Annotated in this window: 13 protein-coding genes and 2 pseudogenes; 11 read left to right on the top strand and 4 right to left on the bottom strand. The window is 42.4% G+C overall.

Translation table 11 applies throughout. The features are described 5' to 3' along the window. The 8 genes and pseudogenes from G5T77_RS17220 to G5T77_RS12505 all read left to right on the top strand — a co-directional run. Positions 1 to 140: pseudogene (locus G5T77_RS17220) on the top strand (IS110 family transposase); the annotation flags it as partial. Positions 141 to 165: 25 nt separating this feature from the next. Then, positions 166 to 396, top strand: a pseudogene (locus G5T77_RS12535) (TonB-dependent receptor); the annotation flags it as partial. A 95-nt stretch (positions 397 to 491) separates the two neighbouring features. Next, positions 492 to 1076, top strand: coding sequence for a cob(I)yrinic acid a,c-diamide adenosyltransferase (locus G5T77_RS12530; RefSeq protein WP_159124153.1), 585 nt, complete (start codon positions 492 to 494; stop codon positions 1074 to 1076). Positions 1077 to 1221: 145 nt separating this feature from the next. Then, on the top strand, positions 1222 to 1935 hold the full coding sequence (locus tag G5T77_RS12525; protein ID WP_104495371.1) for a glycerophosphodiester phosphodiesterase: 714 nt from the start codon (positions 1222 to 1224) through the stop codon (positions 1933 to 1935). A 424-nt stretch (positions 1936 to 2359) separates the two neighbouring features. Continuing rightward, entirely contained in the window at positions 2360 to 3526 is a 1167-nt protein-coding gene (locus tag G5T77_RS12520; protein ID WP_104495369.1) for an acyl-CoA desaturase, read from the top strand. 138 nt (positions 3527 to 3664) lie between these two features. After that, the gene (locus tag G5T77_RS12515; protein WP_166135963.1) at positions 3665 to 5110 is read left to right on the top strand and encodes a protein adenylyltransferase SelO family protein; all 1446 of its coding nucleotides are present in this window, start codon (positions 3665 to 3667) and stop codon (positions 5108 to 5110) included. Positions 5111 to 5186: 76 nt separating this feature from the next. Further along, the gene (locus G5T77_RS12510) at positions 5187 to 5561 is read left to right on the top strand and encodes an MmcQ/YjbR family DNA-binding protein (protein ID WP_166135960.1); all 375 of its coding nucleotides are present in this window, start codon (positions 5187 to 5189) and stop codon (positions 5559 to 5561) included. A 93-nt stretch (positions 5562 to 5654) separates the two neighbouring features. After that, on the top strand, positions 5655 to 6437 hold the full coding sequence (locus G5T77_RS12505; protein ID WP_227607427.1) for a hypothetical protein: 783 nt from the start codon (positions 5655 to 5657) through the stop codon (positions 6435 to 6437). Positions 6438 to 6488: 51 nt separating this feature from the next. Here the strand turns inward: G5T77_RS12505 and G5T77_RS12500 are convergent, their stop codons facing one another. The 4 genes from G5T77_RS12500 to baeS all read right to left on the bottom strand — a co-directional run bounded on the left by G5T77_RS12500 (position 6489) and on the right by baeS (position 11023). Continuing rightward, positions 6489 to 7841, bottom strand: coding sequence for an amino acid permease (locus G5T77_RS12500; protein WP_166135957.1), 1353 nt, complete (start codon positions 7839 to 7841; stop codon positions 6489 to 6491). Between the two features lie 219 nt (positions 7842 to 8060). Next, complete coding sequence (locus G5T77_RS12495) at positions 8061 to 8567, bottom strand: N-acetyltransferase (RefSeq protein WP_166135954.1); 507 nt, start codon at positions 8565 to 8567, stop codon at positions 8061 to 8063. A gap of 90 nt (positions 8568 to 8657) precedes the next feature. After that, positions 8658 to 9344, bottom strand: a complete 687-nt coding sequence (locus tag G5T77_RS12490) for a response regulator (protein WP_034704234.1) — start codon at positions 9342 to 9344, stop codon at positions 8658 to 8660. 14 nt (positions 9345 to 9358) lie between these two features. Next, positions 9359 to 11023, bottom strand: coding sequence for a sensor histidine kinase efflux regulator BaeS (gene baeS / locus G5T77_RS12485; protein ID WP_166135951.1), 1665 nt, complete (start codon positions 11021 to 11023; stop codon positions 9359 to 9361). Between the two features lie 137 nt (positions 11024 to 11160). Between baeS and G5T77_RS12480 the strand changes: the two genes are divergently transcribed. The 3 genes from G5T77_RS12480 to G5T77_RS12470 all read left to right on the top strand — a co-directional run bounded on the left by G5T77_RS12480 (position 11161) and on the right by G5T77_RS12470 (position 15854). Continuing rightward, positions 11161 to 11790 (top strand): hypothetical protein, encoded by a 630-nt coding sequence (locus G5T77_RS12480; protein ID WP_159124146.1) that lies wholly within the window; start codon positions 11161 to 11163, stop codon positions 11788 to 11790. A 310-nt stretch (positions 11791 to 12100) separates the two neighbouring features. Next, positions 12101 to 13903: an acyl-CoA dehydrogenase C-terminal domain-containing protein gene (locus tag G5T77_RS12475; RefSeq protein WP_166135948.1), complete on the top strand. Its 1803-nt coding sequence runs from the start codon at positions 12101 to 12103 to the stop codon at positions 13901 to 13903. A 169-nt stretch (positions 13904 to 14072) separates the two neighbouring features. Beyond that, positions 14073 to 15854: an acyl-CoA dehydrogenase C-terminal domain-containing protein gene (locus G5T77_RS12470; protein WP_004782156.1), complete on the top strand. Its 1782-nt coding sequence runs from the start codon at positions 14073 to 14075 to the stop codon at positions 15852 to 15854. Positions 15855 to 15883: the final 29 nt, after the last annotated feature.

The following is a 15883-nucleotide window of genomic DNA, read 5'->3' as shown; positions in this document are numbered from 1 at the left end:
CTTTATATCAACGATTATTAAGCCAGGGTAAAAATAAAATGTGTGCTTTAGGTGCTGCAATGCGCAAGCTTATACATCTGTGTTATGGCGTTTTAAAACATCAGACTGCCTATCAAAGAGATTATTTAGTGGTCGAATAATCTCAAAACCTGATTGACTACCAAGACGGTATCTCTTATTGCCCGTTCCAAGTCAAAAAGCTGGAGTGATTCAGACCATAATCCGGGCTATGCGACCGTCGATTTAAATGCTTACTGGAATATCAACCCACATGTCAAAGTATTTACCAACATAGAAAATGTCGGTGATGTGCGTCATAAGATCGAATACAACTGGAATAATTATTATGTTGATGAAGGCCGCCTCGCTTCTGCCGGCGTGACTTTTAAATATTAAGCTCATTCCAATCCAAGCAAATACTTTTGAGAATCATGTCATGCCTATGGCATGATTCTTTTTATTTACAGCATTTAATCATTTAAGGAACTCTCATGGGTCACCGTTTAAGTAAAATTTACACGCGCACAGGCGATTCGGGCACTACCGGACTGGGTGATGGTTCACGTGTAGCCAAAGATGACTTGCGTATTGCCGCGCTCGGTGATGTGGACGAGCTAAATGCCATCATTGGGGTTTTACGCGCACAAATCGCGGCAAGCAGCATTCAGGATAAAGCGACTTGGGATAAATCTTTAAGCCTGATCCAGCACTGGTTGTTTGATCTGGGTGGTGAAGTGTGTATCCCTGGCTTTAACCTGGTTCAACCAGTCTCGATTGATTTTCTGGAAAATGACATCGATCGTATGAATGAAGCTTTGCCGATGCTGAAAGATTTTATTTTGCCTGCGGGTACTTTAGTTTGCAGTTTTGCTCATCAAGCCCGTGCCGTGTGCCGTCGTGCAGAGCGCAGCGTGATGTCAGTTCACTCACGCGACCAGAATATTCAGGCGACTTCCCTGCAGCTATTAAATCGCCTATCTGACTGGCTGTTTGTGGCTTCACGCACCTTGCAACGTGTTGAAGGTGGTTCTGAGGTGTTATGGCAAAAAAATATCAACGAAACCATTGATCAATAAATCCGCTAAAATGTATTAAATTGCACGGAAAATTCTGCGCCAACAGTATTTGCAACAAAGTGTTTCAGGCGCAGAATATTGCAATACTCCTGTCACAACTCTTCATCATTATGTTTTCATCTTCACTTCTTCAGGTTATCGCAGCATGCGCATAATTGGACATCGCGGTGCGCGTGGGGAAGCACCTGAAAATACACTAGGCGGTTTTCAATATATTCAGGATATCGGGATTCGCGCAGTCGAATTTGACGTACGCCAGCTTAAAGACAATGCCCTGATCATCATGCATGATGATAATTTTGTACGCACTACCGGTTTGCAAAAGCCCCTCTACGAATGTAGCCGTCAGGATCTCAGTCAATATAATCACGCAGTAAAATGGTCAGAATGGAACAAGGTCGAAGCCACTCCTATGCTGGATCAGACCTTAACCGTGATTCATAACTTTGACCATATTGAAGTCGAAGTCAAAAGTGTAGCGAGCCAGGCCGATGCCGAAAAAATCACGCTTGAGCTTGAACAGCAGTTACAGGGTTATGAGCAGTCAGTTGTGATTACCAGTTTTGATCCTAAAATCCATCAGGCTTTGCAACAGCAAAATTCCAGTTTAAAACGCGGCCTTCTGATTGAAACAGATGTGAAATATCAGGCGATTGATCAAGCTTTAGAACTTGGCTGTTGTCAGATTGGCTGGATGAATGAGCTGGCCAGCAAAGATATTATTCAGGCCACACAAGCTGCCGAACTCACCATCAGCGTCTGGACCGTAAATGATGTTAATCGTGCCAAAGAATTACGCGACTGGGGTATTCAGGGTCTCATTACCGATTATCCAAAGTTAATGATGCAACATCTTTAAATGACCCAAAATGCAAGATTCTATATATAGATTATTTTTCTTTAAGCCTTGAAAAATAATTTAAAGAAGAATGCCTGTCTGTAATCTTGTTTAACCTTAGGTTATGGGTTTGCTTACAAATTTATTTCTCTGCAATCTAGTAGAAAAAATGAACATTCACTTAACTCATTTTAAGAAAATAAATTTGATTAAAAGCTTCAAAAATCTCAGTGATTTACTTGGAAATCAGAGCCTGTCTAGCCCGCGAAAATGGTAGTTTTCATCCTACTTATTCTGTTACCGATAAGTACAATACAACCGTACAATAATGCTAGTGATGCCCTAGGGGGCGTGCTAATATGAATAACTTAACCGCTGTTAAAATAAACAATAGCGGCCTCTGCTTTTTGTTATACCTTCCCAGGTTCCAGGAGTGCTGTTGGAGATGAATGCTCCCCTACCTCAAGCCCCAATTAACTGGGTCGCTGTGTTTGCTCTGGTAGTTTTACCCATTGTAGCTGTTATCGCGATTCCGTTATATGCGTATCACCATGATTTTAGCCTTGCCGCTTGGATCAGTATGTTTGTTTTGCTCGGCGTTAGCAGCCTGGGGATTACAGCGGGCTATCATCGTCTTTGGGCACATCGTGCTTATGAAGCGACTTTGCCTTTAAAAATCATTTTAATGATCATGGGTACCTTTGCCGTGCAGAACAGTATTCTGTACTGGGGTTCAGGCCACCGTACCCATCACCGTCATGTCGATGACGTGGAAAAAGACCCATATTCAATTAATAACGGCTTCTGGTATGCGCACCTGGGCTGGATGCTGCGTGACTATCCTGCTGCAGAACCAAACTACAAAAATGCACCAGACCTGCAAAACGACAAAGTCGTTATGTTCCAGCACAAATACTATGTGCCTCTAGTAATTGCAGTACACGCTGCGATTCTATTGCCAATCGGCTGGGCTGTAGGCGATGTTTGGGGTGTATTATTATTGGGTGGTCTGGTGCGTTTAATCCTGAGCCATCATGTCACCTTCTTCATTAACTCACTGTGCCATATGTGGGGTTCACGTCCTTATACGGATGAAAACACTGCACGTGACAACTTCTGGTTAGCAATTGCAACTTGGGGTGAGGGTTATCATAACTACCATCACATCTTCCAGTACGATTACCGTAATGGCGTAAAATGGTGGCAATATGACCCAACTAAATGGTTAATCTGGACTTGCTCTAAACTGGGTCTGGCTAAAAATCTGCGCCGCATTCCAAGCTTTAATATCAAAAAAGCTGAACTGGCAATGAAGTTTAAATATGCCGAGCAGGATCTGGCGGTATATGGTCATAATGTCAATGAAGACATTATCAATGTGAAAAGTAAAATTGCTCAGGAGTATGAAGCCTTTACTCAAACATTGAATGACTGGGCCAAACTGAAAGAACAGGAAATACAGGTGAAAAAGGCGGCTGTAGCAGAAAAGATTCACCAGATGGATGACAAACTTAAAGTTGAATTCCAGCTGGTTGAACAGCGTCTTTCCCATCATCGTGAAACACTGAATCTGTTAGTACGTAATTTGAAAAAAGCGCCTGTCTCTCAATAAGATTTAGATTCTCAAAAAAGCTCCTGAAATCAGGGGCTTTTTTTATTTCTACTCGTCTTACTTATACTTTCCTTTTACAACAGTTTTAAACAGAGATCTTTGTTATATTGCTTCTATTGCCTAAGTATTTTAACTGCCATGTATTTTAATTCCCGATATCAGACTCTCCCTCCTCGCCTTTATCATCATCAGCCTCCACTGCCTTTAAAAGGTGCTAAAGCGGGACATTTTAATTCTGCGCTTGCTGATCAACTGCAATGGTCTGAGGAAGATAAAGCACAATGGGTCGAAATCTGTAGTGGTCAAAAAACCTTTGCCGAGTTTGAACCTTTGGCCATGGTTTATGCTGGCCATCAGTTTGGACAATGGGCAGGACAACTGGGTGATGGACGTGGTTTATTAATCGCCCAGATTCTAGATAAAGATAACCAGACCATTGACCTGCATTTGAAAGGTGCTGGTGCAACGCCGTATTCGCGTATGGGAGATGGTCGTGCAGTCTTACGCTCGGTAATTCGGGAATATCTGGCCGGACATGCCTTAAATGCGCTAGGTGTAGAATCCAGTAATGCTGTCGGCTTTACCTCTTCCGCTCAAGGTGTACAGCGTGAAAAACTGGAACCGGGCGCGATGCTATTACGGACGTCTGACTGTCATATCCGGTTTGGACATTTTGAATGGATCAATCAGTATCAGCCAGACCTATTGCCTGTATTCACACAAAAATGTATGGAATGGCATTATCCGCAATGTCTGCAAGCAGAACAGCCTATTCTGGCATTTGCTACCCAAGTCATTCAGCGCACGGCAGTGATGATTGCCAAATGGCAGCTGGTCGGATTTGCGCATGGTGTCATGAACACTGACAACCTGAATATTACCGGTTCAACGCTAGACTTTGGTCCTTATGGGTTTATGGAGCGGTTCCGTCCCAACTGGATTAATAACCACTCGGATTATCAGGGTCGTTATACTTATCAGCAGCAACCAAGCATCGGCCACTGGAACTTGTGGATGTGGCTGAATAACCTGATTCCATTATGTCCTGAAAACTATGATGAAGAACAATGGAAACAGGATCTGGCCCAATGTCTGGAACATTATGAACCGACTTTCCTGGAACATTATAAGCATGGCCTAAACCAGAAAATGGGCTTACCGAGTTTTCACAAAGACAGCTTTGACTGCGCCATGGCTTTTCTCAGAATCTTACAAAGCGAGCAACTCGACTATACGCAAAGCTTTATTCGACTGCAAAATCATGAATATGAAGCAATCAAGGATGATTGTTTGGATCGCCGTCAGTTTGAAGCATTCCTGACTCAATATGAAGCGATCCGCGAACATCAGGATACTGGAGAATTAGATGCCGCCATGCAACTCGTCAATTCACACTATATCCTGCGCAATCATATGGCACAGAAAGCCATTGAACTAGCTGAGCGGGATGACTTTTCCGAAGTCGATCGCCTGTTTAAATTATTGAGTCAGCCTTATTTAAAACAGCCGGATCTGGAACACCCTGAAGATCTAGGGCCATTGCCAAGTGATGTGCCTGAAGTCATGGTGAGTTGTTCATCTTAATTTATTCACAAGACGACCAAAAACTGTGGACAATTTAAGCATTATCCACAGTTTTATTTTGATTTATTCATAACTTATGACCTTACATCAAATCTCAGCACAGATAGCGATAAGTTTACCTGAAGTCACTGTGACTCAGCCTTTCGGTGAAGGTTGTGATGTATTCAAAGTGCTAGGTAAAGTCTTTATGCTTCAGTTCTATCTTCAAGGCAAAGCTGTCATTAATTTAAAAGTAGCGCCTGATCATGCTGCTATGCTGCGAGATATTTATTCTTATATCCATACAGGCTGGCATATGGATAAACGGCACTGGATCTCGGTGTATGAAGATAATCAACTGGATGAATCTCTGGTTGAGGACCTAGTACAGGATTCTTATGAATTAGTAATATTGAAATTAAAGAAAGCAGAAAAAGTACGAATTGACTTATTACGAACATTTGAAAAATAAGTCTGGAACTTCAACCTTATAAAATGGCCTCTCATCCATTACAATTATCTTGTTCAATCATAAGATAACGTGATTAAATCAAATAATATTAAGATGTTAAAAATCACTCAAACTATGATTAACCAACACAGCACATTAATTGATTTAAGATCAAAATTAATTGAAATCCCGACAGAACAAAAAGAATGTTTACATCATTTAAGTTATCCATTTATTCCATTCTTGGATGAAAATTTTTATTCATCAAAGAATAAGGTGTTGCTGGTTGGTCAAGAAACAAAAGGTTGGCAAAGTCGATTAAGTAACTTTTTAAATGAAGATATTAATTTCGACACTGTGATTCAAAATAGTGTTCGTCGTCATCAAGAGCTTTACTCTCAATCACCTAAGCATAGTAGTTTTTTACAATTTCTAAAAAAAATTAAAATTCAAAATCATCAAGAACCTATTCAATGGCTAAATTTTTATTTATTTGACTATAAAAAAGCCTCATTCAATACTTTAAGTAAAAATAAAACATATAAGGATATTTTCTTGTATCTTCAAGAATTGTCTATTCTAAATTTATCCCAGCAAATCAAAGATACTCAACCACGTGTTATTTTTTTTGTTGGGCAGTACCACAATAATTTCCCTAAATTAGAGGAAAAATTACACCTTACTTCAAATGATCGATTGTTATTAAAAGAACCTATTGATAAATTCAGCATGAAAATTTGGAACGACGAGATTTTAATTCTAAGAGTCCCTCACCCAGCACATTTTAGTCGTATTTCTAATCAAGCTAGAAATGTTGCTTTAGAATATTTTAAAATTTTTGATCAATGTGAAACTATGGCTGAGTTTAAAGAAGTCATTCACCATAAATTAAAGTAATGCTTAGATGTATACATATGAAAATGGACTCATCCGAGTCCATTTGCTAGTTTAAGCCTCTTTCTTCACCAACTTAAACACCCCAAATAACAAGCCAATCCAGACAGGCAACATCAACACTGACAACAAAAAACCTTGCGTCCACATGATGTATAGAATCATCAGCATAAAAGCTAAAACAAAATAGTTACTAAACGGCGCAAAGATTGCTGGAAATTTTGTTTGAATCCCCTTTCGTTTGATGGCTTGTCTAAATTTCAAATGAATCAAACTGATCATCATCCAGTTCAATACCGCAGCTGCTACTACAATATAAATCAGGTAACTCAAGGCTTTTTCAGGCACAAAGTAATTCAGGATCACACAACCAAAGATCAAAAATGCTGAGAACAATACCGCAGCCACAGGCACACCATGTTTATTTACGCTCTTAAATAATTGTGGTGCATTCCCTTGTTGAGCCAGCCCCATCAACATACGGCTATTGGCATACATGCCACTATTACAGACTGAAAGTGAAGCAGTTAAAATAATGAAATTCAGTAAATGTGCAGCCCATTCAATCCCCATCTGGCTAAAAATCATTACAAATGGACTATGATCTAAATCGCCCAAATTCAGCTGATTCCATGGTACGAGTGAAAGTAATACGGCAAGCGAGCAAATATAAAATAAAAATACCCGAATCACAGTTTGATTCACAGCACGTGGAATGTTCTTGTCAGGATTTTCGGTTTCTGCCGCTGCCATACTAATCAGCTCAATGCCGCCAAAAGCAAACATCATAAAGGCGAGCATACAAAACAGCCCATCAAAACCATTCGGGAAAAAGCCACCATGAATCCATAAATTACTGATCGAAGAGGTTGAGGTTGCATCAGCAGTGACGAGCAAATATATGCCAAAGATAATCATTGCAATGATGGCAAAGACTTTAATCATCGATAGCCAGAACTCAGACTCACCATAAATTTTGACATTGGCCAGGTTCGCAAGTGTTACCGCCAAAAAGAAAATGAGTACAGATACCCAAGCTGGAATATGTGGCCACCAGTAATTTATATATTTGCCAATGGCGGTCAGCTCTGTCATTGCGACCAGAATATATAAAATCCAGTAATTCCAGCCGGTTAAAAAGCCTGGAAATTTTCCCCAGTATTTAAATGCAAAATAACTGAATGAACCAGTCACAGGCTCATGCACAATCATCTCGCCTAACTGGCGCATAATCAGAAATGCAATCAAACCACCAATCAGATAGCCCAGAATAATGGAAGGCCCTGCTGACTGAATAATCTGTGCAGATCCTAGGAATAATCCGGTTCCAATGGCCCCGCCCATAGCAATCAGCTGGATATGACGGTTCTTTAAACGGCGCTGTAGTTGCGGTGTTTCACTCTCCAAGACACGCTCTCATGATGAATAAAAAACCGAATTGTAGCGGGTATCCAACTAATCAACTAATACATAAATTTAAGTTATTAATTATTAAACTTTTATTTTTTGTATCTACTCAGATAAAAAGAAATATAAATAATTGATTTCATAATAGATGCTATTTAAAAGTTATTTACCTTTTAATGCTCCATAACTTTTCAATAGAAATAGCTCGTTTTTGATGGATTATTGCGTCGCATTAAATGCCTCATGGTAAACCGCTTCTCCATGTGGAATAGATCCATTAAATGCAATGACTTGAAAATATTCTGGAGGAACATCCTTGAGGTAAAGTTCTGGAAAAGCCTTAAACCCGAAACGACCATAATATTGAGGATCACCGAGCACTACACATCCTTGAGCCCCCAACTGTTGCAGGCGATCTAAAGCTACCCGTATAAGTAAAGTGCCGATTCCCTGTCCTTGTTTTGCAGGTAATACCGAAATTGGGCCAAGACCGTACCAGCCAGTTTCACCTGAAGAGATAGTGACAGGTGAAATAGCCACATGGCCAACCAGCTGATTATTTTCAAGTGCAACTAGAGAAATCGTTAACTGCCCATGCGTGCGCAAAGCATTGACAATAAATTGTTCAGTATGACTTGAATGGTCAGTATTTTGAAAAGCCGCTCGGGTCAATTTAGCAATGGCTAGAATATCTTCTAGCCGTTCATCCCGAATGATGATTTTCATTATTTTGGCTCTCTTATATTGATCATTTTCAGAAATAAAAAAGCGAACAAACCAAGAAGTCTATCCGCTTTTCTTTAACGAATTCGAATATCAGTCTTCAGGATATTCAAAACGATACCCTACACCATAAACGGCCTGAATCCATTCATGACGATTTCCGGTTTCTGCAGCATCTGAAATTTTGCGACGCAGGTTCTTGATATGACTATCAATCACACGGTCTGCCACATCAAAACTGTCCGGATTGATATGATCAAGTAGCTGTGCACGTGAATACACCTGGCCGACATGTTCTAGGAACAGCTCCAGCAAACGGAATTCAGTCGGTGTCAGGTTCAAGGCTTTTTGCTGGTACCAGATACGCTGTTGTGATTTATCCATACGGAATAGATCATTGCTTTCCGGCTCAGCTTTACGGTCTAAACGGCGTAATACGGCTTGCACACGGGCAACCAGTTCTTTTGGACTAAATGGCTTGCAGATATAGTCATCCGCGCCCATATTCAAGCCCAGTACACGGTCAATTTCTTCAGTACGCGCAGTCACCATAATGATCGGCAAGTCTGATTGCTCACGTACTTTACGGCAAATGGTCAGACCATCCATACGCGGCACCATCAAGTCCAGGATCATCAGGCTCGGTTTACGCTGGGTAAAACTGTTATATGCTTCTTGCCCATCATGAAACACGCTGACTTCAAAACCAGCAGCCTCTAGATAATCTCGCACTAACAGGGCAAGTTCGACTTCGTCTTCAACCAGCATAATATGTTTCATGAATATATTTTCCTTTATGGTTTCATTTGTTTAGGAAAGCTCAGCTTGCATCGTAAACCACCTAATGGTGAATGTGCAAAGCTTAAGCTACCACCCATAGCCTGAGTAATTTTACAAGATAAGGCCAGACCCAAGCCTGTCCCACCGGTGGCACGAGTACGCGAATCATCAACCCGATAGAAACGCTCACCAATGCGAGCCAGCTGCTCATCGGTCAGACCGAATGGACTGTCATCGACATATAAGGTCCATTCTTTCTCATTCTGTTCGGTATGGATATGTACCTGTCCACCGGCTTCTGTATAACGAATACTGTTGCTGAGCAGGTTAGCTACAATCTGCTTGAAACGGTCCAGATCCAGATCAACTTCAGCACCGTCACCTTCAACAGTCACTTTCAGATCAGCCTGTTCAAATTTAGGCTGGAAGTTCATTAATTCCTGCTGCACCACCTCCCATGGATTTACAGTTGCATAGTAAAACTGTAATTGCTGGGCATCAGCCTGCGCTAGAGCTGCCAAGTCCTGAGTCAGTTTTTTCAGGCTGGTAACCTGTGCCAACATCGACGCAAAATGCTCTGGTGTCGGTTTACGGATTCCATCCTGCATCGCTTCAATTTGTGCCTGCAAAACTGCTAGCGGAGTTTTCAGTTCATGTGAGGTATCTGCTACCCACTGACGGCGTGAAGTTTCATGCTGATCCAAAATCACGGCCAGTTGATTCAGCTCATTAGACAAATCACCCAGCTCATCATTACGTTTCACTTTCACCTGATGCTGATAATTACCACGAGTCAATTCACGCGTACCGTTCAACAAACGCTGAATCGGTTTTTTAAAATAAGTTGCCAGTAATAATGCAGCAATCAGACTGGCTAGAATACTTAAACCATAAACTAAAAATAGGTAACGTTTCTGATTACTAAAGAAATTAATACTTAAAGCATCATCTTGGTCTAAAACCGGTTTCAAACCCAAATAACCGACTACCTGGTTTTCGACCATAATCGGACGATAGGAAATCTGCTCATCTGACGCCTCACCTACTACAAAACGCCGTTTGGCATCATAGAGTGACAGGCGTGAACTTAGACCCAGACGGTCTGGCATCTGGATGAACTGCTTCTTGCCGGTAGGCGGCTGAACTGACTGTTGACCGCCATTATTGTCTTTACGGTCGGTTCTAAACAGGTTCTGATTGGAACTAAGTGGAAATCTTAAACCTTCAAAGGGCTGGAATTGTGAAGGCAGGTTAGATGCCAGAATACGCAATTCTTCTTCATTGACTGAACGCGATGTCAGATTTGGTTCAACCATACTTGAAGGCGCTACAGTGGCTAAGGTCTGCTCCTGAAAGTAACGCTGCTGTAAGGCAATATCATACTGACGCCGCAACCACCAGCGCGATAAACGGTCATAATCATCCGGTGCAGCTTCACCTTCAATTTGCAGAATCTGCGCCTGAATGGCGTTACCCCAGTCTTCATATACCGTATAGACATCAGCCAGATTCTCGATTACATGATCCAGCTTCTGCATTTCTACATCCGCCACATAGCGGGTAAAGTTGCGCTGCATATTCAGGTGCAATACGCCCAGACTCACCGTGGTAATTACCAAGGTGGTCAATAAAACAGTCAAAAACAGACGTAATGCAATCGGAATACGGCGAATCTTCAAAGTAAAAATCTCAGTTTTTCTTCTCTATATTCATTATTGTAGCGAACACAGACTTAAAAAACTCTCCATTGTTTCTTCATCTTTATTATTTAATCTTTTCTCATCAAAAAGAATCAGCTCTTGAATGGGGTAAAAACATGAAAGCAATGACAAAAATCGCCTTAATCAGTGCCAGTGTTTTATCGATGGGTGCATTGACCGCCTGTCAATCTACGAGCAACGTGAATGAGCAGAAAGATCATTCTCGTATGATGAAACATCATGAAGGTCAAAAACAGCATCGTCTCACTCCAGAGCAACGCGAACAATTCAAGGCCGCTCGTGCAGAACGCATGCAATTGCATAAACAGATTCAACAGGCCTGTGACGGTAAAGCTGTAGGTAGTGCAGTCCAAATCAAGGCGGGTGATAAAACCATTGATGGGCAATGCAAGATTTCTTTCAAACCTGACCATAAAGGCATCACAGGTCAACGTGGTGAATTCCGTAGTATGCGCGGTGAACATCGTCCAATGCGTGGTGAATTCCGAGGTGGTATGAACCGTGGAGAAGCATTAACGGATAGTCAACGTGCAGAAATGGTTAAACAGTATGATCAGCGTTTATCAGAACGTCAGGCTCTACAAACTGCGTTTGCCAACGCTTGTAAAGGTCAAACCCACGGCAAGGCCGTTCAAGTGAAAGCGGGTACTCAAACTATTGATGGTCAATGTATCGTGCACTTCCAGCCGAATGCACCCATTAAGATGACTAAAGCTGCATCTTAATCTTCTTCTACGTTTCTTATTCCTTCAAATTCAGGCACCTTCGGGTGCCTTTTTTTTATAGCTGACTCCTCAGTCCTCTTTTGACCATTCATGTTCTGCTAATTTCTACAAAAGTCTTTGCAGTCAACATGTTTACTGTTCCGTGCAGATTAATCTTTGACTTTATAGTCACCAAGAAAGCCGCCTGAAAGCTTGTATGGCCGGGCAAGATGTTGCACGATTAGATTCATAGCAATACGTGTCACTGAAGGCACGTTTCAATTAATTTAGGATGATAACGCTGGTCTAAACCAGTATTGAGGAAACCGATATGCCACAATACAAAGCGCCCTTACGTGACATGCAATTCGTTCTGCACGAATTATTAAATGCTGAAGAACATTACGCAAAACTTCCTGCGTTTCAAGAAAACGTAAGCCGTGAGTTGGTTGATCAGTACCTAGAAGCTGCAGCTGACTTCTGTGAAAATGAATTATCTCCTCTAAACCAAGTAGGCGACCGTGAAGGTTGTACCTGGAATGACGGCGTTGTAACAACACCGACTGGCTTTAAAGAAGCGTACCAAAAATACATCGAGCTAGGCTTCCCTTCTCTTTCTGCTGAAGAGCAATACGGCGGTCAAGGCTTACCAAATTCTTTAGGTATCAGTATTTCTGAAATGGTGGGTACTGCGAACTGGGCATGGGGCATGTACCCTGGTCTGTCTCATGGTGCAGTCCGTACTTTAGAACACCACGGTTCTCAAGAACAAAAAGACGCTTATCTGCCTAAACTGGTTTCAGGTGAATGGACAGGTACCATGTGTCTAACTGAATCTCATGCAGGTTCTGACCTCGGTATTATCCGTACTAAAGCTGAACCACAAGCAGACGGTAGCTATGCAATCTCTGGCGAGAAAATCTTTATCTCTGCTGGTGAACACGACATGGCAGAGAACATCATCCACATCGTACTTGCTCGTCTTCCTGGCGCGCCTAAAGGTACTAAAGGTATTTCTCTGTTCATCGTACCAAAATTCAACCTGAATGCTGACGGTTCAATCGGTGAGCGTAACGGCGTACGTTGTGGTTCAATCGAACACAAAATGGGGATCCATGGTAACGCAACTTGTGTCATCAACTTCGATAACGCAAAAGGCTTCCTGATTGGTCCTGAAAACCGTGGTCTGAACTGCATGTTCACGTTCATGAACACTGCACGTATCGGTACTGCTGTACAAGGTTTGTCTGCATCTGAAGCGGCGTTCCAAGGCGCTTTAACTTATGCCAAAGACCGTCTGGCAATGCGTTCTCTTTCGGGTCCTAAGGCACCTGAAAAAGAAGCAGATCCAATTATTGTTCACCCAGCTGTACGTAACATGCTTTTAACTCAAAAAGCATTTGCTGAAGGTGGTCGTGCACTGGTTTACCTGTTGGCTCAATATGCTGATGTGGTTGAACAAGGTACTTCTGAAGAAGAGCGCAAGTTCGCTGACAATATCCTGTCGCTATTAACTCCAATCGCAAAAGCATTCCTGACTGAAACTGGTTCAGAAGCTGCGAAACATGGTGTTCAAGTCTTCGGTGGTCACGGCTTTATCTCTGAGCATGGCATGGAACAAATCGTACGTGATACACGTATTGCCTGCCTGTACGAAGGTACCACTGAGATTCAAGCACTGGATCTGTTAGGCCGTAAAGTATTGGGTACTCAAGGTGCAATGTTGAAAGACTTCACCAAGATCATCCACAAATTTGCGGAAGCGAACAAAGACAATTCTGCAATGAAAGAATTTGTTGAACCGCTTGCGGCATTGAACAAAGAATGGGGTGACCTGACCATGCAGATTGGTATGCGTGCGATGCAAAACCCTGAAGAAGTGGGTGCAGCTGCAGTAGATTACCTGTACTTCTCTGGTTATGTAACACTGGCTTACCTGTGGGCTCGTATGGCACTGGTTGCTCAAGAGACTCTTGCTGCAGGTACCACTGATGCAGACTTCTACAATGCTAAATTGACGACTGCACGCTTCTACTTCAAGAAAATCCTGCCACGTGTTCGTTCACACGTTGACGTGATTGCAACTGGTGTAGAACCGCTTATGTCTTTAGATGCTGAACATTTCGCATTCTAAGCTGATGCAGTTTTAAATGCATAATAAGAAAAAGGACGGCCATCTTCAGGCAGTCCTTTTTCTTTATAAAGAGTTACAGAATTAACCTTTAGTCGTCTAACATTCAGATTTTTAATGCTTTAGACTGAGCCAAAACAATCCAATTAAACAATAAAACAGGTGACATACTATGCCAATTTATAACGCGCCACTTGCTGACATGAAATTCATCCTGAATGATGTTTTCAATGCAGAACAGTTCTGGCAGGCGAATGAAAATCTTGCCCACTTGGATACTGCCACAGCAGAAGCCATTCTTGAAGAAATGGCGAAGTTTGCGCAAAACGTCATGCTTCCTCTGAACCGTACCGGTGATGAAGAAGGCGCAAAATATGAAAATGGCAATGTCACCACACCAGCAGGTTTTAAAGAAGCATTCAAACAATATGCTGAAGGCGGCTGGATCGGTCTGGGTGCAGATGCAGAATGGGGCGGCCAGGAAATGCCGAAAATGCTCACCGTACTTTCTGATGAAATGCTGTTTGCAACTAACCCATCTTTCATGCTCTACCCGCTTCTTTCTGTGGGTGCAGGTATGGCTTTAAACAGCTATGCATCTCAAGAGCAAAAAGAAACCTACCTTCCTAAAATCTATTCTGGCGAATGGTCAGGCACCATGTGCTTAACTGAGCCACATGCCGGTACTGATCTGGGTATTATCAAAACCAAAGCTGAACGTAATGAAGATGGTACGTACAGCATTACCGGTACCAAAATCTTTATCACGGGTGGTGACCACGATCTTGCTGAAAACATTATTCACCTGGTACTGGCAAAAACACCTGATGCGCCTGCCGGCTCTCGCGGTATTTCCCTGTTCATCGTACCGAAGTTCCTGGTCAATGAAGATGGTTCAATTGGCGAACGTAACCCGGTAGGTCCAGGTTCAATCGAACACAAAATGGGGATCAAGGCATCTGCGACTTGTGTAATGAACTTTGACGGTGCCAAAGGTTACCTGGTGGGTAAAGAAAATGAAGGTCTGGCCGCCATGTTCGTGATGATGAACTACGAACGTCTGTCTATGGGCATCCAGGGCCTAGGTGCTTCAGAATTTGCTTATCAAAATGCTGCGCAATATGCGACAGATCGTTTACAGGGTCGTAGTGCTCTTGGTGCCCAATCACCAGCTAAACCGGCAGACAGCATTTTAGTACATGGTGATGTACGTCGTATGTTGCTGAATGTTCGTGCGAACAACGAAGCATCGCGTGCATTTGCGGTGTATGTCGGTCAGCAACTGGATATTACTAAGTTCTCGACTGATCCTGAAGCCGTGAAAAAAGCCAATGACCGTGTTGCGCTGTTAACACCAATTGCGAAAGCTTACCTGACTGATACAGCATTCCAGGCAACCTTAGATGCACAAATGGTCTTTGGTGGACATGGTTATATCCGTGAATGGGGTATGGAACAATGTATCCGTGACCTGCGCATCTCACAGATCTACGAAGGAACCAACGGCGTTCAGTCTCAAGATTTAATCGGCCGTAAAACCATTAAATGTGGCGGTGCGTACATCGGCGAATACATCGAAGAAATTCGCGACTTTGCGAACCAGTTGGATGCAGACCTGAACTTCATTAAAGATGCAACTTTAGATGCAGCTACTGAAGTCGAATCGTTAACTCAGTTCGTGCTTGAAGCTGCTGGCGAAAATGCAGAATTCCCGAATGCTGCAGCAGTCGATTACCTACATGCAGTAGGCCTATTGAGCTTCTCTTATATGTTTGCGCGCATTGCCAATGCAGCCAAAGACAAAGATGGCGATTTCTACCAAAACAAACTGGCACTGGCGCGTTACTTCACGCAACGCATCTTGCCTGAACTAGCACTGCGTATCACTAAAGTGAAAGCTGGTTGCGAAGTAGTGATGAATTTCTCTGAAGATTACTTCACGACTCAAGCTTAATCTTGACGTGTGTCTTGTCCTGAAATAGA

Origin of the sequence: Acinetobacter sp. GFQ9D191M (genome assembly GCF_011174875.1) — a bacterium.
In the GTDB taxonomy this organism is placed as follows: domain Bacteria; phylum Pseudomonadota; class Gammaproteobacteria; order Pseudomonadales; family Moraxellaceae; genus Acinetobacter.
This window is presented reverse-complemented; position numbering and strand designations above follow the sequence as displayed.

Excerpts from the sequence above, each read along its gene's own strand:
- G5T77_RS12510 (WP_166135960.1), top strand. The coding sequence starts at position 5,187 with ATGACCTTACATCAAATCTCAGCACAGATAGCGATAAGTTTACCTGAA.
- G5T77_RS12520 (WP_104495369.1), top strand. The coding sequence starts at position 2,360 with ATGAATGCTCCCCTACCTCAAGCCCCAATTAACTGGGTCGCTGTGTTT.
- G5T77_RS12495 (WP_166135954.1), bottom strand. The coding sequence starts at position 8,567 with ATGAAAATCATCATTCGGGATGAACGGCTAGAAGATATTCTAGCCATT.
- G5T77_RS12515 (WP_166135963.1), top strand. The coding sequence starts at position 3,665 with ATGTATTTTAATTCCCGATATCAGACTCTCCCTCCTCGCCTTTATCAT.
- G5T77_RS12490 (WP_034704234.1), bottom strand. The coding sequence starts at position 9,344 with ATGAAACATATTATGCTGGTTGAAGACGAAGTCGAACTTGCCCTGTTA.
- G5T77_RS12470 (WP_004782156.1), top strand. The coding sequence starts at position 14,073 with ATGCCAATTTATAACGCGCCACTTGCTGACATGAAATTCATCCTGAAT.
- G5T77_RS12505 (WP_227607427.1), top strand. The coding sequence starts at position 5,655 with ATGTTAAAAATCACTCAAACTATGATTAACCAACACAGCACATTAATT.
- G5T77_RS12480 (WP_159124146.1), top strand. The coding sequence starts at position 11,161 with ATGAAAGCAATGACAAAAATCGCCTTAATCAGTGCCAGTGTTTTATCG.
- G5T77_RS12475 (WP_166135948.1), top strand. The coding sequence starts at position 12,101 with ATGCCACAATACAAAGCGCCCTTACGTGACATGCAATTCGTTCTGCAC.
- G5T77_RS12525 (WP_104495371.1), top strand. The coding sequence starts at position 1,222 with ATGCGCATAATTGGACATCGCGGTGCGCGTGGGGAAGCACCTGAAAAT.
- G5T77_RS12530 (WP_159124153.1), top strand. The coding sequence starts at position 492 with ATGGGTCACCGTTTAAGTAAAATTTACACGCGCACAGGCGATTCGGGC.